Genomic DNA, 20,017 nt, shown 5'->3' with positions numbered 1-20,017 from the left:
CGAGCGAACCATGTCGGTCGGCGACCCGTCGGTCCCGGGGGACGGCCAGTTGGCCGACTTCCTGACGCGCATCCAGCACGGAGACCAGGCCGCGGCCCGCGAGCTGCTCCAGAGGTATGAGTCCGAGGTCCGCCTGGTGGTGCGTCGGCAGCTCCCCCGGCTGCTGCGGTCGCGGTTCGACTCGCTCGACTTCCTCCAGAGCGTCTGGGGGAGCTTCTTCCGACGGATGCGCGACGCCCCGGCCGAGTTCGAGGATTCGCGGCACCTTGTCGCCTTCCTGGCGCGGGCCGCGAAGAACAAGGTGATCGACGAGTACCGTCGCGCCGCCAGCCTCAAGAACGACATGCATCGCGAGGAGCCCCTGTGGGGCGACGGCGACCGCCCTCGCGAGGTCGCCGCCCCGATCGACTCCCCCAGCGAGGTGGCCCAGGCCCACGAGGCGTACGACCGCCTGCACGCGCTGCTGCCCCGCGAGCGACGGACGATGTTGGAACTCAAGGCGCAGGGCCTGTCGAGCAAGGACATCGGCGAACGCCTGGGCGTCAGCGAGCGGACCGTCCAGCGGGTGCTGGAGGATCTGAGGCGGCGCGTGGAGACGGAGTGGGAGCCGGCCTGATGAGCGCGGGCGTCTGGGGTCGCACCTGGGAGGACGCCTCGACCCCCTCCGCGGCGCGACTCACGCGGCGATACGAGCGGGCCTGGCGCGAGGCGGACGGGACGGGCTCCCGGCCCGACCCGCGCTCGTTCCTCGCCGGCTGGCCGGAGCCCGGCGGGTTCCCCGGCGCCCGGCTCGCCCTGCTGCGCGCCGACATGTCCCTGCGCTGGGAGGCCGGCGAGCGGACCACGGCCGACGACTACGCCCGGCGCTTCCCGGAGCTGGGCGAGGACACCGTCGTCGCCCTCATCTACGAGGAATTCTGCCTGCTGGAGGAGGCCGGCGAGCCCCCCGCCGCCGACGCCTTCCTGGGGCGCTATCCCCGCTTCGCCGAGCCGCTGAAGCGCGTGCTGGACATCCACAACCTGGTCGGGAACGCCTCCACGTCCGAACTCGGCGGCGATTCCACCTCGCTCGAGCGCGACGACCGGCCCAGGTTCCCCGAGGCGGGGGACGCGCTGGCCGGGTTCCGGCTCGTCGAGGAGCTGGGGCGGGGCTCGTTCGCGCGGGTCTTCCTCGCCCGCGAGACCCAGCTCGCCGACCGCGCCGTGGCCCTGAAGGTGAGCCTTCGGGGCTCGCGCGAGCCCCAGACGCTGGCGCGGCTGCAGCACACCCACATCGTCCCGGTCCACTCGCACAGCGTCGAGCCGGCCACCGGGATGCACATCCTCTGCATGCCCTACTTCGGCCGCGTCACGCTCGGCCGGCTGCTGTCCGAGCTGGCCCGCGACGGAGCCGACGCGCCGACGGGGCTCGACCTCGTCGCGGCGCTCGATCGGCTGGACCCGGCCGCCGGCGCGGAGTCGGGGCCTTCGCCCAACCGGCGGGAGCTGGCCGCCCGGCCGTTCGCCCGCGCCCTGGCCTGGTGGGGCGCCCGGCTGGCCGAGGCCCTCGCCCACGCCCACGAGCGCGGGGTGCTGCACCGCGACGTGAAGCCGTCGAACGTCCTGATCGCCGCCGACGGCACTCCGATGCTCCTGGACTTCAACCTCGCCCACGAGGAGATCGCCCCCGGCGAGCCCGGCGGCGGCGGGAACTTGGGCGGCACGGTCGACTACATGGCCCCGGAGCACCTGGAGGCGCTGGCCGACGCCAGCGGCGACCGCGTCGACGCCCGCTCCGACGTCTTCTCGATGGGCGTGCTCCTGTACGAGGCGCTGCTGGGCGCCAAGCCGTTCGAGCCGCCTTCGAAGGGGGCGTCGGTCGTCGAGTCGCTGCTCGACGCGGCCGACGCCCGCCGCGGCGACCCGCGCGCCCTGTTCCCCCCCGAGGCCGACCTCCCCGCCCCGCTCCGCGCCGTGCTCCTGCGCTGCCTCGCCCCCGACCCGGCCGATCGCTATCGCTCGGCCGACGAACTGGCCGAGGACCTCCAGGCCGTGGCCGACGACCTGCCGCTGGCCTTCGCCCGCGAGCCGCTGTGGAGCCGCGTCGCCCGCCGCGCCCGCCGCAACCGGATCCGGTTCGCCACCGCGGCCCTGGTCATGATCTCGTGCGCCGCCGCGGGCGCCGCCGCGATCAACCTGAACATCGAGCGATCCGGCCGCCGCGCCGAGGCCGAGAAGCGCCTCCAGCGCGGCGACGACCTGATGAGCAAGCGCGAGTTCGACAAGGCGCTCGTCCAGTTCGAGGCGGCGGTGAAGTTCGCCGAGAGCTCGCCCCGGGGCCTCGTCGGCCGGATCTTCGATTGGCGGAACCTGCGCGACCTGGCCGAGCGGGTGCGCGTCGGCCTGGCCGAGCCCGACGCCCATTCCGAGCTGGAGCGCCAGGAAGAGACCGCCAAGGCCAAGGTCCGGCTCGCCCGGCGGTCGGCCGACATGCGGGAGCACGCCGACCGGATCCATCGCGAGTCCGAGGGCCTGCGGATGCGGTTCATCGGCGTCGTCGAGGGCCGCGCCGCCGCCGTCGAGACGCTCGTCGTCCTGCTCAAGCCGTTCTACGTCCTGGGGCCGCAGGACTGGACGAAGCTGGAACACAACCTGAGCATGCTCGACGCCGCCGAGCGCGCGCGGCTCCAGGCCGAGGTGGACGAGCTGCTGTTCCTCTGGATCGTGGGCGTCGAGCGGGCCATCGACCCGATGAAGCCGGGGGCCGCCGAGCAGGTCGCCGCGGCGGTCGACGTCTGCGACAAGGCCCTCAAGTTCGCCGGTCCCGGCGGCCCCTGGCGCGAGCTGCGCGCCCGGCTCCTGGACAAGACGACCCCCGGCGCCCGCGCCGCCAGGCCCGCCGAGCCCGACCCCCGCGAGGAGTCGTCGGCGCTGGCGTGCTTCCAGTGGGGCCTGCTCCACTCGGCGGCGCGCCGGCCCGAGCGCGCCGTCCGCTGGCTCCGCCGCGCCGTGTGGATCGAGTGGTCCAACTACTGGTATCAGTACTACCTGGGCTATCTGGAGGACGCCGCCGGGATGGTCGACGAGGCGCTCGGCCAGTACAACGTGGCCGTCGCCGTGAAGCCGGACTCCCCCTGGGTGCTGTTCAGCCGGGCCCGCCTGTTCCACAAGACGGGCGAATGGGACAAGGCCAGCGAGGACATGGAGCGGGCGCTCGCCATGCTGGAAGGCCGGCCCGAGTCGGTCCCGATCCGGCTGGAATTGGGCTACGTCCACCAGGCGCTCGGGGATTTCCGCCGCGCCCGCGCCCGCTACGCCGAGGTCCTGGACGCCGCGCCCGACGGGCCGTTCGGCCGCGCCGCCCGGCTGAACCTGGCGAACATCGCCGCCGAGTCGGGCGACGTGGCGGCGGCCCTGCGAGGGTTCGACGACCTGCTGGCGACTGACCCGGACGACTCGGCCGCGCGGCTCAGCCGGGCGCTCCTGGACCTGCGCCTGGGCCGCGCCGAGTCGGCGTCGGCGGCCCTGGACCTCCTGCTGGGGCGAGAGCGGCGCGACGGCGCGCGGAGCGACCTGCTGGCGACCCGCGCCGTGGTGCGCATGCTGCTGGGCCGCGACGACGAGGCGGTCGTCGACGCCCTGGCCGCGCGGCGGCTCGAGCCGGCGCCGGCCCGCGACAGGCTGGTCGCCCGCGCCCTGATCGCCGCGGGCCGCGTGGAGGACCTCCAGCTCGACGACCCGGATTCGGTGGACCACTTCCCGCTGGGGGGCGCGCGGCTGCGGGCCGACCTGGTCGCATGCGAGCGGCGGATCGCCGAAACGGCCCCCGAGGGGCCCGAGGCGGCCTACCGCGCCCGGCTGACGCGCGCCGCGATCCTCTCCGCGCTGGGGAGGCACGCCGAGGCGAGGTCCATCGTCCGCGACGCCCTGGAGGACTCCAAGGGAAGCTCCGCCGGCGCGCACCTGGTGGCCTCGCGGATCGCCCGCCGGGCGTCCGACCCGGACGAGGCGCTGCTCCTGGTCGAGCGAGGGCTGGCTCGCGACCCGGACGACCCGGAGCTGTTGGAGCTTCGCGGCACGCTGCGGATCGAGGCCGGCGACGTGGCGTCGGGCATGTCCGACCTCGACCTGGCGACGGCCCGCTCCGATTCGGCCTCCGCGCACGCGGCCAGGGCCTCGGCCCTGCGGTCGCTGGGACGGCCCGAGGAGTCCCTCCGCGAGTGGTCGCGGGCCATTCGCCGCGACCCCGAATCCGCGCGAGCCTACCTCGGCCGCGCCCTGTGCTGGCTTGACCTGCCCGAGCCGCTGCACGACCCCGCGCTGGTGGACCTGGAGCAGGCCGCGTCGTGGGCGCGCGACGACGCCGGCGCCGAGATCGGCGTCGTCCTCGCCTACGCCCGCTGCCTCCCCGAGCGCCCCGACCGCCTCCCCCGTTGGCTCGCGTTCGCCCGCCGCGCCGCCGTCCGCGCCTGGGACCGCGCCCAGCCCTGGGCGGCGGCCCTCGCCCCCATCATCCGGGCGGGGTGAGGAGGCGGTCGATCATATCGCGGTAGGCGCGGATATCTTGTCCCCTCTCCCCCCGGGAGAGGGCGGCCGCGCCAGCGGCGGGTGAGGGTCGTCGGATTTCAGGGGGGCCGCCGGGACGGGATGCCGAGGACCACCGCCATCTCTACAGGTCCGACGACCCTCACCCGGCCCTTCGGGCCACCCTCTCCCGGAGGGAGAGGGGACTCCAAAGGTTGCACCTTCCCTCGCGTCGCCGGCCTCACCGGAACTCGCCCGCGGCGGCGCCCGGGGGTTGCATGGGGGCGGGCTGGTAGCGGTTCTGGAGCCGCTCGATCTGCTTCAGGTTATTGCTGCGGTTGAGCGAGCGGAGGTTGGCGTCGAGCGATTGGCCCTCCTCTTTCGCCGGTTCGCCGCGATCGGCCGGCGTCGCCGCCTCGGGTTGCGGGGGCTGGCCGAGGTAGGTCGTGCCGCGATGGAAGGCGTACTCGGACGTCCCCCGGCGGACGACGACGGTGGCCGCGCCGTGGAGGCCCTCGGCCGAGAAAACGCCGCGCGGGTCGGTCTCGCCGGAGTGGAAGTCGGCATCGTTCGCGGCGACCACCTTCACCTGGACGCGGCCGGCCGGGGCCTTGCTCCGGGCGTCTCGGACGACGGCGCGCACCCGACCCGGCCCCGCCTCTTCCAGCACGTCGACCTCCAGCGGCGAGACCAGCACGACGCCCGACGCGTACAGGTCGCCCCCGCGGATCATCACGAGATACGCGCCGTTCTTCGTCAGCGGGAGGTCGATCTCCTTCGTCTTGTCCTCGTAGTCCTCGCCCGAGCCGAGCGCGACGGCCTGCTCGAAGATGGGCGTGATCCCCGCCAGGTCGACCCCGGCGATGGCGTCGAGGTTGCGCCTGACGAGGTAGAGCTGCATCAGGTCGACGGGATGGACGGTCACGTCGACGTTGGGGACGTTGCGGTAAGTCAGCGTGACGCGGGCCTTCGCCTCGGCGCCCGGCTCGGCGGGGGGGCGGACGACCGTCACCTCGTCGACCTTCAGCGCCTTGCGCGTGTAGTAGGTTACGGCGTCGGCGGCGTCGGTGAAGCGGTCGGCGGCCTGGCGGTAATATTCGAGCGCCTTGCCGGGCATCCGGCGGGCGTCGAAGATCTGGCCGAGGATGAAGACCGCCTGCCACTTGTTGGGGCTCGGGGCCTCCGCGCCCGAGGCGTCCTTGTAGGTCGCGGCGGCGATCTTCTCGGCCAGCGCCACGGCCTCGTCGTGACGGCCCAGGTGGAAGTCGGCGAGGGCCTGGCTGTACTGGAAGCTGTCGAGGAACGTGCTCTTCGGGTACGTCGCCGCGAACCGCGCGGCGGCCTTCACGGCGGCCTCGTAGTCCTCGATCTCCAGCATCGTCCCCAGCAGGGCGAGGCTCGCCTCGTCGGCCGCGGGGTTGGCGGGGGACTGGGCCAGGAACGTCTGGATCATCCGGGCCGCGTGCAGCAGCAGGCCGGGCCGCGTGACGCCCGCCGCGGCCATCTTCCGGCGCAGCGCGGGGTCGTCGAGCGAGCGCGTCGCGGCGTCGGCGACCACCTGGGAGAGCCCGAAGAAGTCGGCCTCGATCGCCGGCGTGTTGGGGTATTGCCGCCACAGGTCGACGAGGTAGGCCGTCGCCTCCAGCGGCTCGCCGCGCTGGCGGAGCAGCTCGCCGACGCGGGCGTCCTCGATGTAGCCGGCCTCGATCAGCCCGCGCCAGACGATCATCGCGCGCTCGTGCTCGTCGATGTCGCGGTACGCCTGGCCGATCGCCCGGAGTTGGTCGAACGTCAGGAACAGCTCGGGCGATCGCTCCTTGACGATCTCGAAGTCGCGCACGACCTTGCGGGCGTCGCCCGCCGAGATGTTGACGAGGAGCCGCATCCGGGCGGTGTCCTTAGCCACGTCGTCGCGGAGGGTCCAGTCCTTGAACAGGGTCTCCAGCGGCGGCCCGGCCTCTTCGAGCCGGCCGGCGTCGAACAGCGCCTTGCCCCGCGCGTAAAGCTCGTCGGGCGTGGGGCGGATGGAAACCGGGTCGGGCTCGTCGGCCGTCCGGATGTCGAACGCGCCGGGCTGGCCGACGTGGAAGCGGCCCGGCTCGTCGACGCTCCGCACGGTCGCGGGGAGGGTGCGGTACTTGCCCGGGATCGCGCCGAACACGTCGTACTGGATCCCGCCCGGGTTGCGGTCGGGGGGGAAGTAGAAGGTGAGGACGCCGTCGGCGTGGCTGTACGAGGCGGCCGAGGAGACGACGGAGTCCTCGATGAGCGTCGCGCCCGCGGGCAGCGGCTCCTCGACGACGAGGAAGTCGCGCTCCCACTCGGGGGCCTCCGCCGGGACGTTCCGCCAGACGGTCAGGCCGACGCGGGCTCGACGGCCGACTTGCGCGCCGGTGACGGTGTTTTCAAACGTGGAGGGGTTGACCGCGGCCGAGAAGCCGACGGGGAGCGGCTTGCCGTCCAACTCGGGCGCGGCCGGCCAGTAGACGCGGCGCTCGACGAACGCGGGGCGGTCGTCGCGGGCCTGGTCGGGCTCGAAGTCGCGGGCGAAGCCGGTCAGCGCGACGGCGTAGTGGAACGTGCCGCGGCCCTCGATGGCGAAGGCCACGCGGTTGACGTCGCCGGCCTTCACGGCGTCGGCCGGCACGGCGACGTCGACGGCCTCGGCCGCGCCCGGGGCGTCGATGGCGGCGACCTCGCGGTCGTTGACGGTGATGGTCAGCCGGTAGCGGTCGCCGCCGCCGGCCCCCTTGCCGTGGAACGCCGCGAGCGCCGCGACCGCCGGCCCCTTGGCCTTCGGCGGGTTCCAGCCCAGGCCGAGGCGGTGGGCCTCCAGCCACGCCACGCCCCGCGCCGACTCGTCGGCCTGGGGCCGGACGCGCGTGAACGCCAGCGCCGCGAGGGCCGTGGTCTCGGCCGTGGACCGCGCCCCGGCCGACTGCCCCACGGCCTCCCAGTAGAGCCTCGGCGTCCGCCCCGGCGCGGGGGTCTCGGCCTTCGCCTTCGGGCCCAGGATCGCCAGGACCTCGCCGGCCAGGTCGGCTCGGTTGAGATTCGCGAAGGTCAGCGCCAGGTGGGCGAGCGCGGCGCTGGAGAGGTTGGCGCGCTCGCGATTGAGGGCGTTGGCGGCCTCGAAGCTGGCGCGCTTGCGGGTGCTCAGCGCGTGGAGGATCGCCGCGCGGGCGTCGCGGTCGGCGGTCCCGGCCCAGGCCGACTGGAGCCAGGCCGCGGCCCTGTCGCACGCGGACGGGTCGGGGAGCAGGCCCAGTTCCTCGGCGCTCGCGAGAGCCCAGAGGATGGAGGCGGTGGTGAAGCGGTCGCTCCCGCTGACTTGCCGGTTGTTCTCGGGCCGGTCGGGCGCGGCGGCCATCCAGCCCCAGCCGCCGTCCTCGCGCTGGGATGCCGTGAGCTGGGAGACGAGCCCCTGGATCCGCCCCGCCAGGCGTTGCGAGTCGCCGAGGTTCGTCGGCTGCGTCCTCCGCAGGTACGCCAGGGCCGAGGTCGCGGCCAGGAGGTCGGCGGCGCGGTCGGCGGTGGTGTCGGGGGGGAAGCATGTCCACACGGCGGGGCGAGCCTCGCCGGGGAGCGGCCGGACGCCGCCGCCCATCGCGATCTCGACGATCATCCGCTCCAGGCTCGGCGACACGACGATCCGCATCGCCGGGTTCTCATACGAGCGCCCTTCCGGCAGCCCGAGGAAGACCGTCGCGCCGTCGGCGCTCGACCCGGACGCCGAGGCGAACGCCTGGACGCCCCACGGCCGGACCGGCACCGTCGCGGAGACCGTGTCCGTCCGCTCCCCCAGCGTGGCCGATAGCGTCAGCGAGAGCGGCCCCTCGCCGACCTCGATCGGGTCGAAGACCACCTCGTCGACGCCGTCCCCCTTCACCTCGACGGTCCTCGGCAACACCTGCTCGCGGCCGGACTTCGCGACCAGCTTCAGCGCCACGGTCCCCTCGACGCCCAGGCGATGCACCCGCGCGACGATCCGGGGCCGGTCCCCTTGCGTGAGCGACGGCGGCAGCTTCAGGTCGACGAAGAAGTCGCGACGCACGCGGATCGTCGAGGTCGTCTGGCCGGCGAGCGTGTCCGACCCCGTGACCCCCCGGGCCGTGAGCCGATACTCCGAGAGCGCCGCGGGCGCGGGGAAGGTCACGCGGGCCTTGCCGTCGGCCCCGGTGACGACCGCCGGGTTCCAGTACGCCGTCTCCACGAATCGCTCGCGCGGCGCGGCGGGCCGCCCGTCGGAACTCGGCTTGTCCACGCTCTGCATGGCCATGTCGTATTCCGCCTCGTCTCGCTTCTCGGCCGCCTCCTTCGCGAAAGCCCGGCCGAACCTGTTTCGGAGCGCGATGGCGGGCGCCTCGCCCATCATGCCTTCCCCCGCCGGGGCCGCGGCGCGGACGTCCCGGCCTGGCATGTTCCATTGGGCCCCCTGGCCCGCGGCCAGTTCGCTCAGCCTGCCGCGCATCTCGGCCGCGGTCGAGTCGTCGGCGAGGATCGCCAGCTCCCGCTCGGCGGCTTCCACGACGGCGCTGGCGACGGGGGTCGACGCCGGCGCGTATCGGAACGTGTTGGTGGACGAGACGGCGAACGCGCCGGTGCGCGTCCGGTTGAGGAAATAGGGGCCGATGCCCGGCATCGCGCCGTCGAATTGCCTCAGGAGGGCCGTGTCGACGACGGCCAGCGACAGCTCCGCGACGACCGGGCGGCCGAGCTGGTCGACGGTCGTCACGTCGACCTCGACCGGCTCGCCGGGGCCGAACTGGGGCTTCGTCGGCGCGACGGTCACGCGCAGCTCGCGATCGACGTACAGGTCGAGCCGGGCGTCGTCCAGGCGGTCGCGCCACATCCGGGCGGCGCTCAGGGTGAAGTTCGGGGCCTGCGCGGCGTCGACGTCCCACGCGACCTCGTTGTCCCCCTCCTTGAGCGTCACGATGCGGTACGAGAGGATGCGGTCCGCGTCCCAGGTCAGGAGCGCGGGGCCGGACCGGCCGCGGCTGTGGACGTTGACCTTCGCGGGATCGCCCACCCTGTACCAGACATCGTCGGCGATCAGCCGGAGCGTCGTCTCGTCACCCTTGCCGGAGACGAGCAGCGAGCGGTCGGCGACGATGGCGTTGCCGAAACGGTCGGTCCCGGCGACGCGGACGACATACCGGCCGCCGCGATCGTCCTCCGCGCGGAACGCGACGCTCCCGCGGCCCTGGTCGTCGGTCTTGAAGGCTTGCTTCTCCACCTCGCGCTCGACCGAACGGCCGTGGTCGTCGACGATCTTGATGAGCGCCGCGGACAGGTCTTGCGCGATCGGCTCGCCGAGGGCGTCGGCGGTGATGGCGCGGACGGTGAAGGTCTCGCCGTCGAGGTAGACGTCGCGGTCGGACTCCACCCGGATCGCGAATCCCTCCACCGCGACCATCACCTCCGCCGCCGCGTTGACGCCGTCCTCCGGCAGCGCGGCGACGATCGAGAGGCGCCGGGTCTCGGCGAAGTCGGCGGTCGGGAACGAGACGTGGAACTTGCCCGCCGCGTCGGTCTTGCCGCGGACGACCCGGCCGTCCGGGAGCGTCGTCTCGACGGCCCGGCCCGCCGCCGGCGCCCCGTACTGGAAGCGGACGACCACGTCGGCCTCGACCGTCTCGCCGCGGTAGTAGACCGTCCGCGGCATCTCGATGGCGACGTCGATCGGCTGGAGCTGGTACGAGCGCACCTGGAACGAGCCGGCGAACTCGCCCTTGCCGGGCTGGAAGACGCGGATCTGGTAGCCGCCGAGCGGGGCGGCGGAATCGACCGGCACCGACTCGTGGAAGGTGCCGAACTCCGAGAGCGTCACGTCGCGCGCCGCGATCCGGCGGCCGGCGGCGTCGATGACCTCGAAGCGATACGCCGCGCCGGGAGATACGACGTAACGGCCGGCGGCGACCTCGCGGACCACGCCGCGGATCATGGCGGTCTGGCCCGGCCGGTACGCGGGGCGGTCGGTGTATATATAGGCCCTCGCGGTGAGCCCCTGCGCCACCTCCTGCCGCACGGCCAGGTCCGACCCCGCGACGTGCGGGCCGTCGACCAGCAGGTACGTCAGCCGCTGGTTCGGCTCGCGCGGCTCCTTCCAGTCGTGGAGCAGGACGCCGTCGTCGCCCGTCTTGCCGTCCAGGATCACCCGCGCGCCGTCGGATACCAGCACGCGGGCGTTCGGCCTCCCGCTCCCCGTCTTCATGTCCTGCGCGAAGACGAGGACCTGATCGCGCGAGGTCTTCACGATCGCGTCCAGGTCGCTCGCGACCACGAGGGTCGTCGCCTGGAGCGTCTTCTGGTCGGTCACCTTCACGACGTAGACGCCGGGCGTCTCCAGCTCCTTCAGCGCGTACTCGGCCTCGACGGGCTTGAGCCGCGCGAAGCCGGGGACGTCCTCGGTCCACTCGGCGTCGGGCGCCACCAGGCCGATGTCCAGCGACTCGACGTTCCCGAACCCATGCTTCTTTCGGAAGTAGGATTCCGCGTTCAGCTTGTAGGCGGTGAACGTCAGCCGCTCCAGGTTGCGCGTGGATACCTTGAGGAAGGGGCCCTCGCCGCTCCGGAACGAGCGAGGGGTGACCACCGTCAGCGACTTCGCCTCCATCGCGGCGATCCGACGGGCCGCCTCCTCGGACCAGGGTTGGATCTTCACCTGCTTGTAGGTCTCGACCGCCTCGGCGAGCGAGCCCTTCTCGACCTCCTGGATCTGGCCCGTGAGGAACCGGGCGTGAGCGGCCGGCTCGCTGTCCGGGAACTTGGCGATGAGCGCGGCCCACGCGGCGATGGCCTGGTCGAACTGCTTCTCCGGCATGTGGCTCTGGCCGGACCGGAACAGCATCTCCGGCACCCGCGGGTCGAGGGGGTTCTGGGCGACGAACTCGGCCCAGACGGCGCGGGCGTCGGCGGCGCGGCCGCGGCTGGCGAGGTCGTCGGCCTTGGCGAGCCTCGCGTCGAGGATCGCGCGCTGGGCGTCGGCTCCCTGGGGGCCGTCGGGATATTTGGAGAGGTATCCGCGCCAGGCGGCGACGGCCTCGTCATGCTTCCCCTGCCCCAGCAGGAGCTGGCCCGAGAGGAACGTCGCGGTCATTGATAGCTCGGCCAGGTCCTTTCGCGCCTCGTCCGATTCGGCCCGGAAGCCCTCGCCTTTCAGGAACCGGGCGAAGGCGGCGAGCGCGGCGTCGGCCCGGCCGGCCCTCGCGTTCGCCTGCCCGATCTCGAACGCGGCGCGGACGGCGCGGGGGTGGGCCGGATACGAGGCCAGGAGGCGTTCCCACGCGGCGACGATCCCCGAGGCCGCGCGCGGGTCCGCCGCGGGGTCGGGGTAGGTGGACGGGATGGCGGCGAGGGCGTCGCCGCGGGCGCGGTCGTCGGTCGCCTCGCGGGCGTCGGGCTTCATCGCCTCCACGTCGCGGGCCAGGTCGGTCCAGGCGACTCGCGCGTCGAGCGGACGGCCGGCGTCGCGGAGGGCCTCGCCGAGCGCGAAGCGGACCTCCGACCGGCCGGGGACGGAAGGATAGTCCTTCAACCGGGCCTCAAGCTCCTGGACGGCCCGCGGGTGGTCCCCCAGGAGGCGGCTGGCGCGGGCAATCTCGACGGTCAGCTCGGCCCTCGTGGCGGCGCCCCGGGCCAGCAACCGGGCCTGCTCCAGCAGGTCGCGGGCGGCCTGGGGGTCGGCGGGCGTGACCGGGTCGTCGGGCTTGAGGAGGCCCCGGGCGAACGACTTGTAGACGTCGGCCAGCCGGTCCTTGCGCCCCTCGTCCAGCAAGGGCTCGGCCGTGGCCCTCGCCAGCTCCTCGGCGCGGACAGGCTCGCCGGAGGCCAGCTCCAGGGCGGCGAGCTCGTAGCGGATCTTGGCGATCCACGCGCTCCTGGGATGGTCGACCATGGCCTCGCGGAGCGTCTCGCGGGCGGCGTCTCGGCGGCCGTCCAGGCGATCGGCGACGGCGGAGAGGAACGCGAGGTAGGCCCGGTCGTCGTCGGCGCCGGCCTTCGCGGCCAGGTCCGAGAGCGCCGCGCGGGCCTCGCCGAACCGCCCCCCCTGGAGCGCGGCGACGACGTCGCCGGGGATGGAGGGGGCGGCGGGGGGCGGGGCCCCCTTCGGCTCCTCGGCCCGGGCCGCGTAGGTCGCCGCGACGGTCGCCAGGGCGATCATCCATCCGTGCCGTTGCCAGGTTCGGGGCCTCACGAGGTCGTCCTCCGCCAGATGATGATGGGAGCGGGTCGGCGGGCGCGTGTCGGACGCCCTGTTGGATGCGCGCGACGGCCCGACGGCGCCGCGCCTCGCGACGCGGCGCCGAAGATTCAACGTCGCACGCCGAACATCATTAGTCGATGGCCCACCCCTCGGCGATTCTGAATGCGTGCGTGTTCGCGGCTCGTCGGGGGTGCTGGGGAAAAATGCGGCGGGTTTGTCGCCCGGCGTCGCCGGTTCGCGATTGGATTCCATGAGGCGGGAATCTCCACGGACGTTCCACGCGCCCTGGACCCGATGTTTCGCGGCGGGTTCGCTCGACGCGGTTCGGGAAAACGCTAGAATCTGGGCAGGAGAACCGCTCGACGAGTCAGGCGGTCGGAGATCGAAGGTGGCGAAATTCTCGCGGGGGCCATGGTGGGGGTCTCGGCCGGCGACGGGCCGTCCGGAGCGTCACGCCCAGCGCCCGCGTCGCCGGCCCTCGTCGCGGGTGATCGAGTCGCTGGAGGATCGGGTTCTCCTCAGCGCGGACACGCGGTCCCTCCTGCCGCCCGCGGTGGCGGAGGTCGGGCGGGCCTTCTCCATGCCGGAATACGGGGTTGCCGAGCCCCCGGCTCCTCACGAGGAAGGCTGGGCCGGGTTCGAAGCCGGGCCGGCCGCGCCGGAATACGGGGACTCCGAGCCCGCGGATCCTCCCGCGGAAGACTGGGCCGGGTTCGAAACCGGTCCGGCCGCCCCCCCCAAGGTCGAGAGCGTCTTCGGGCGGGCGCGAGGGCTGGCCCGCGCCGTCCAGGGGGCCTCGCTGATCGTGTGGGATGGGGCGGGGAACTCGATCTCGTCGGGCTCCCCGGCCGAAACCTTCTTCACGCCGGGCGATACGGAGGACCCCGCGCCGCCGCTCGAATTCGGGCCGTTCCCGGAGCCGCTGGAGTCCTACCCCCGGGTCCCCTGGGCGCCCAGCCACGTCTACAACGGCTCGATCATCGGCGGCGACGCGACCGCGATCCGCATCCCCGTGGGCCCCGGCACGCGCTCCCTGACGCTCGACCTGAAGCCCGGGCGCGCCGGCGATTCGTTCGTGCCCCGGATCGATCAGGTGTCGCTGCTAAACCGAGGGGGGGAGCTGCTGACGCAGATCCACGGCGTCTCTTTCCTGGGCGACGGCGAGTTCCAGAGCCTCTTCATCGCCATCAAGGGGGCGCCGATCGGGGGCGAGGTCCTCGTCCTCCTGGCGCCGACGTTCCCCTGGGAGGCCGTCCCGTCGCCGGACCAGGACCCGGAGGAGGCGCCGCCCTACATCGGCGGCGAGGGCGGCGCCGACGGCGAGCCCCCGGCCCCGGCCCCGGCCTGGGAGGATTCGTACTTCGAGCTGAACATCCAGCGGGACGAATTCGAGGGCTTCGGCGGATCCCGCTCGTCCGAGACGACGGTCGTCGGGGAGACGATCTACGCGGCCTCGTTCGGCCGGGTGGAGTTGCCGATCTCGATCATCCCGCGACCGTTCAAGGTCGAGACGGCGAAGATCTCCGAGACGAGCGGCCCGGCCCAGCGCGACTCGGTCGCGCGGGACCAGGTCCGTCGAGAGGTCCAGGTCGACCCGGCCGAGGACGGTCCCGTCGAGATCTTCCTCGGCCCGCTGGTCTCGCGCACGGCCGCGGCGATGGGCCCCGCCCTGGCGACGGCCTCCGACGAGCCGACGCCATCCACCGACCGCGCCGCGCGGCCGGGGGCCGACGTCCCGCCGGCGCTCGGCTCGCGCGTGGATCCGGGGGCGGCATCCCCCGCCCCCAGCCGCGGCGAGGCCGCCGCCCAGGCCGACCCGCCGATGATCGCCCTGCGCGGCCCCGGCGGCGTCCCGATCGTGGTCGCCGGCCTCAGCGCCGGCGATCGGTCGATGGAGGCCGAGGCGGTCGCCGCGAGCGCGCTGGGGGCCGCGCGGGACGTCGCCCCGCCGGCCGACCCCGCCCGTCCCGACGAGGAGGAGCCCGAGGTCGCCCGCGCCGGGATCGCCGGCCGCGCCCTGGGCTTCCTGGTCGGCATGGGCCTGGCGTCCGGCCCCCTCTACCCCGACCTCCTGGCGCTCGCCCGCCGCAAGTTCCGCCGCGTGCCCCGCCGCGTCGGCGGCCGCCGCCGCGTCAACGCCGGCCGAGCGTGACGTCGACGACGCCGAAGAGGCTGTCCCCCAGCCCCTTCTGCCGGATGGCCTCCACGTCCATCCGGCAGGCGTGGAGCGCGTCGACGACCTCGGGATCCCACTGGCTTCCCCGGCCCTTGGCGAGGATGTCGTCGATCTGCATCGGCGAGAGCCGCCGGCGGTACGGCCGGTTGCTGGACATGGCGTCGAACGAGTCGGCCACGGCGAGGATCCGCGCCTCGATCGGGATCTCGTCCCCCGCGAGGCCGTCGGGATAGCCGGTGCCGTCCAGGCTCTCGTGGTGGTGACGGACGCCGGGCAGGATGTGCCGCAGCTTCTTCAGGTCGCGGAGGATCGTCACGCCGATCTCGACGTGCTCCTGGATCCGGCGGTACTCCTCCGGCGTCAGGGCGCCGACCTTCTTCAGCACGTCGTCGTCGATGCCGATCTTGCCGACGTCGTGCAGGAGCCCCGTCAGGTAGAGGTCGCTGCGCTTGTGGGGGGGCATCCCCATCTCCTCCGCGATCCGGACGGCGATCCGGGCGACGCGCTCGGAGTGGCCCGAGGTGTAGGGATCCTTGGCGTCGATGGCGGCGGTCAGGGCCCGGATGATCCCGAACAGGAGATCCTTCAGGTCGGCGTAGATGCGGGCGTTGTGCGACTGCGCGGCGATCAGCGAGGCGACGTACTGGCCACGCTCGATTTCCAGCGCGCCGATCGCCCTCCCCTCGACCGGGTTGACGACCACCAGGGCGCCGGCCGATCCGGCCCCCACGGCGGCGAACCCACGGACGGACGGCGGCGCGAGCGCGACGCGGGCGGCCTCGGGGGCGTCGGCGAGGTGGACGCCGTCGCGCCCCGGCGACCCGCCGAGGAGCCGATAGCACCGCGAGGTCATGCCTTCGACCGCCCCGCTCACGATCACGTCCTCGTGCTCTCCGGCCGGGACCCACGCCGCGGCCTCCACGCCGATCGATGCCCGCAGGACGTTGGTCGCCAGGGCCTGGAACCGCGCCGGGGGGTCGGAGATCTTCAGCCGCCGGATCAGGCGGCCGATCACGACGTGCTCCCCCTCCTCGCCGTCGTCGGGCAGCCGCGCGTTGGAGTCCGGCGCGATCCCCGTCGGGCCGGGCCTGGACCAATCGTCCGTCGCCGAGCCTTCCCGCCTCATACGTCCGGCCACATCCGAGCCCATAATCCGTCCTCCCGCGGCCGGCCGCCGATGACCGGCGCTGGTCCATGAGTCTTCCATCATCAAGACTAGGACACGCCCGGCCGCCGTGCCGTCGAATGCCGCCGCCGCGTTGACATGACGCCACGCGCTGGACAGCCCCGCCCCCTCGGCCTAGGGATTGGATGGAGGTCCTCGGCGAGTCCCGGGGCGATCGATCGCGAGGGTGGGAGGCTGGAGAATGGCCGTGGATCAGCCGGACGACGCCCTGTTCGCGGCCTGGGAGCTGGATTCCGAGCGATCGCTCGAGTCGATGCTCCCCGCGACCTCGGCCGCCCGGCCCGAGCGGCGGTCGTCGTCGGCGGCCCACTTCGAGGCGACCCGCGACTACGCCGGCGCGTTCGACGACCGGGGACCCTCCACGACCGGCCAGGCCTCCCGGGCGAAGGCCGCGGTCGAGTCGCTCAAGGCGGGCGACGATATCGGCGGCTTCCGGCTGATCGTCGAGCTTGGCCGCGGGGCGTTCGCCCGGGTCTTCCTCGCCCACGAGGGGAGCCTGGGGGGCCGCGCCGTCGCGCTGAAGATCTCCCGCGCCGAGGGGGACGAGCCCCAGTCGCTGGCCCGGCTCCAGCACGCGAACATCGTCCCCGTGCATTCGGTGCGCGACGACCCGGCGACGGGGCTCCGGCTGCTCTGCATGCCCTACCTGGGGGGGGCGAACCTCGCGGAGGTGCTGGAGGAGGCGTGGGCGTCGCGGGGGGGCGACTCGCGGGGCCGCAGCCTGGCCGACGCCCTCGACCAGCTCTCGCGACGGCTGCCCGCGCGGGCGGTCGAGCCGGCCCGGCCCTCGCGGCGGCTGCCGGCGTCGCGCGAGGGGGCCTTGTTCCGCGTCGATCCCCCCGGGGCCGTCCCCCCGAGGCCGGCCGGCCCCGATCGCGCGTCGCGGCGGTTCCTCTCCCTCGGGCTCTCGCGCGACGTCCGGGACGAGGCCGGCGCGCCGGAGGAGGGTCGCGACGAGCAGGCGCCGACTCGCCGGTTCCTCCGACACGCCGACCCGATCCGCGCCGCGGCCTGGGTCGTCGCCCGTCTCGCCGAGGGGCTCGACCACGCCCACTCGCGAGGGGTGCTCCACCGCGACCTGAAGCCGTCGAACGTCCTGATCACGGGCGACGGCACCCCCATGCTCCTGGACTTCAACCTCTCCGTGGACGCGGCGACCGAGCGGGAGGAGGAGGGCTCGGCCGAGCGCGCGATGCTCGGCGGCACGCTCCCCTACATGTCGCCGGAGCACCTGGACGCGCTCGACCCGGATGGCGTCACGCCCGCCGAGGCCGTGGACGAGCGGTCCGACCTCTACGCCCTGGGGCTGATCCTTTTCGAGATGATCGCGGGGGCCCCGGCGTTCCCGAGCCCCGACACCGCCGGGGGCTCGCTGGCGACGATCCGCCGGATGCTCGCCGAGCGTCGGGCGGGCGCGCCTTCGCTCCGCTCGATCCGGCCCGAAGTACCGCCGAGCCTCGCGGCGCTGGTCGCCAAGTGCGTCGACCCCGAGCCCGAGCTTCGCTACCACAGCGCGGCGGAGCTGGCGGAGGACCTCCGGCGGTTCCTGGAAGACCTGCCGATGAGGCACGGTCCCGAACCCAGCTTGAAGGAGCGGCTGCGCAAGTGGGCCCGGCGCCACCCCTCGGCCTGCTCGTCATCCTCGGTCGGGGTCGCGGGCGTCGTCATCATCGCCGTGGTGCTGTTCGGCGCGTGGCATGTCTTCGAGGCGATGCAGGGCCTGCACGCGCGGCTGAAGCTGCGGAAGTTCCAGGACGACGCGCTGGAGTGCCGGTTCCTGCTCAACACCTTCGGCGACGAGGCGCGGATCCTCCGGGGGCTGGAGCTGGCCGCGACGACGCTGGAGGGCGCCGGGGTGGACGAGGCCCGAGGCGTCCTCGGCGGGCCGTGGATCCGGCGGCTGACGGAAGCCGAGCGCGAGGAAGTCCGGCTCGCGACCGTCGACCTGATCCTCCTGGCGTGCCACGCCCGCGTCGTCACGGCGAGGAAGGGCCCCGAGTCGGCCCGCCGCGAGGCGCTCGTCGAGGCCATCGCGCGGCTCGATCGGCTACAGCGGGCGATCGACGCCCCCCCCGCGACCCTCTACCGCCGCCGGGCCCGCTATCGCGCGGCGCTGGGGGACGCGGAGGGCGCCGCGGCCGATCGTCGCGCGGCCGAGGCCCACCCCGTGGCCTCCAGCCAGGACTGGACGTCGCTGGGCATGGTGCAGCTCGCCGACGGCGAGGTGGCCGCGGCCGAGCGCTCGCTCCGCGCGGCGACCGAGGCCGACCTGGGCTCGTTCTGGGCCTGGTTCGCGCTGGGGCATTGCCACTTCGCGCAGGACCGCTACAACGACGCCGTCGCCGACTTCACCGCCTGCGTCGTCTCGCGGCCCGACTTCGCCTGGGGACACTTCAACCGCGGCCTCGCCCTGGCCCGCGCCGGCCGCCCGCACGAGGCCCGCGCCGCCTACGCCCGCGCCCTCGAACTCGACCCGACGTTCGAGGAGGCCCGCGCCAACCGCGGCCTGGTCGAGCTGGAGCTGGACCGTCCCGACCGCGCCGAGGCCGACCTGCGGGCCGTGGTGGGCCGTGGGAGGCGCGACGGCCACCTGGCCGCGGCGCTCGCCGACGCCCTGGTCCGCCAGGACAAGGTCGCCGAGGCGGAGCGGCTCTTCGACGACCTGCTGTCGCGGTCGCCGTCGCCCGACTTCCGCGCCGCCCGGGGCGTGATCCGGCTCGTCGTCGATCCCGTCGCGGCGGCCGACGACTTCCGCGCCGCCCTCGACGCGGATCCCTCCCACGCGCTCGCCCACTACGGCATGGCCCGCGTCCTTTGCGACGACGACCGGACCGCCGCCCTCGCCCACCTGGACCGCGCGATCGCGACCGACCCGACGCTGTACGAGGCCGTGGAGCTGCGGGCGCTGGCGCGGGCGCGCCAGGGGGACCGCGCGGCGCTGGACGACGTCGCCCGGCTGGTCGCCCGGCCGACGGCCAACCGCCTCTACAACGCGGCGTGCGCCCTGGCGATCCTGGGCGAGGCCCCCCGCGCCGTCGACCTGCTGGGCCGGGCGGTCCTCCTCGGCTTCCCCCCAGACCGGGCCGTCGACGACCCCGACCTGGCGTCGCTCCGACGTCGGCCCGACTACGCCGCGGCGCTGGCGCGGAAGCCCGTCGGCGAGTGACCCCCTCAGCGGCCGACGACGAGGCTCAGCGGGCGCTCCAGCCCGTGGGCCTCCATCAGCGCCTCGTCCCCGAGGATCTCCCGCGACGGCCCGTCGGCGACGACCTTCCCGGCGTCCAGCAGCACGGTCCGGGGGCAAAGCTCCAGCACCATCTCCAGGTCGTGCGTGGCGATCAGCCTGGTCGCGGGGAGCGAGCCGATCAGCTCCATGAAGCGGCGGCGGCCCCGGGGGTCCAGGTTCGCGGTCGGCTCGTCCAGGACCAGCACCGAGGGGGAGCAAGCCAGGACGCCGGCCAGGCAGACGCGCTTGCGCTCGCCGAAGCTCAGGTGGTGTGGCGGCCGGTCGGCGGCCTCGGCGAGGCCCACGCGGCCCAGGCACTCCAGCGCCAGGCGGCGGGCCTCGTCCCTCGCCATGCCCAGGTTCAGCGGGCCGAAGGCCACGTCCTCCAGCACGGTCGTCGAGAAGAGTTGATCGTCCGGATCCTGGAACAGCAGCCCCACCTTGCGGCGGACCGCCGCCCCCGCGCGGGAGGCGTCGAGGCCGTCGATCCACACCGAGGGCGACGCCCGGCGGCCCAGCGCGCGACGGCCGGGGAGCAGGCCGTTGAGGTGCAGCAGGAACGTGCTCTTGCCCGCGCCGTTGGGGCCGACGAGCGCCGTCGACTCCCCCGGCGCGATCGTCAGGTTCACGCCGTCGAGCGCGCGGCGGCCGTCGGGGTACTCATAGACCAGGCCGGCCACGCGGACGGCGGGGATGGGGGATGATTCGTCGGCCACG

Annotated in this window: 7 protein-coding genes; 4 read left to right on the top strand and 3 right to left on the bottom strand. The window is 74.1% G+C overall.

Going from position 1 to position 20,017, the window contains the following annotated elements; translation table 11 throughout:
- Positions 1-10 precede the first annotated feature (10 nt).
- Both WG209_RS20020 and WG209_RS20015 read left to right on the top strand, forming a co-directional pair.
- On the top strand, positions 11-616 hold the full coding sequence (locus tag WG209_RS20020) for a sigma-70 family RNA polymerase sigma factor (RefSeq protein WP_337176861.1): 606 nt from the start codon (positions 11-13) through the stop codon (positions 614-616).
- Positions 616-4,506 carry a tetratricopeptide repeat protein gene (locus WG209_RS20015; RefSeq protein WP_337176860.1) on the top strand — a complete coding sequence of 1,297 codons (3,891 nt, stop codon included), beginning with the start codon at positions 616-618 and terminating at the stop codon, positions 4,504-4,506. Before WG209_RS20020 ends, WG209_RS20015 begins: the two co-directional genes overlap by 1 nt.
- 238 nt (positions 4,507-4,744) lie before the next feature.
- Here WG209_RS20015 and WG209_RS20010 read toward each other — a convergent pair whose 3' ends face one another.
- Positions 4,745-12,703 carry an MG2 domain-containing protein gene (locus WG209_RS20010; RefSeq protein ID WP_337176859.1) on the bottom strand — a complete coding sequence of 2,653 codons (7,959 nt, stop codon included), beginning with the start codon at positions 12,701-12,703 and terminating at the stop codon, positions 4,745-4,747.
- Between the two features lie 589 nt (positions 12,704-13,292).
- On the opposite strand from WG209_RS20010, the gene WG209_RS20005 reads away from it, so the two are divergent.
- On the top strand, positions 13,293-14,864 hold the full coding sequence (locus WG209_RS20005; protein WP_337176858.1) for a hypothetical protein: 1,572 nt from the start codon (positions 13,293-13,295) through the stop codon (positions 14,862-14,864).
- Here WG209_RS20005 and WG209_RS20000 read toward each other — a convergent pair.
- A complete protein-coding gene (locus WG209_RS20000) occupies positions 14,845-16,014 on the bottom strand; it encodes an HD-GYP domain-containing protein (protein ID WP_337176857.1) in 1,170 nt (389 codons plus the stop codon). The genes WG209_RS20005 and WG209_RS20000 overlap by 20 nt on opposite strands.
- 241 nt (positions 16,015-16,255) lie before the next feature.
- Between WG209_RS20000 and WG209_RS19995 the strand changes: the two genes are divergently transcribed.
- Entirely contained in the window at positions 16,256-19,240 is a 2,985-nt protein-coding gene (locus WG209_RS19995; protein WP_337176856.1) for a tetratricopeptide repeat protein, read from the top strand.
- A gap of 5 nt (positions 19,241-19,245) precedes the next feature.
- On the opposite strand, the gene WG209_RS19990 is transcribed toward WG209_RS19995, so the two are convergent.
- Positions 19,246-20,016: an ABC transporter ATP-binding protein gene (locus WG209_RS19990; RefSeq protein ID WP_337176855.1), complete on the bottom strand. Its 771-nt coding sequence runs from the start codon at positions 20,014-20,016 to the stop codon at positions 19,246-19,248.
- Position 20,017: the final 1 nt, after the last annotated feature.

This window comes from Paludisphaera sp. (assembly GCF_037189885.1).
Taxonomy (GTDB): Bacteria; Planctomycetota; Planctomycetia; order Isosphaerales; family Isosphaeraceae; genus Paludisphaera.
This window is presented reverse-complemented; position numbering and strand designations above follow the sequence as displayed.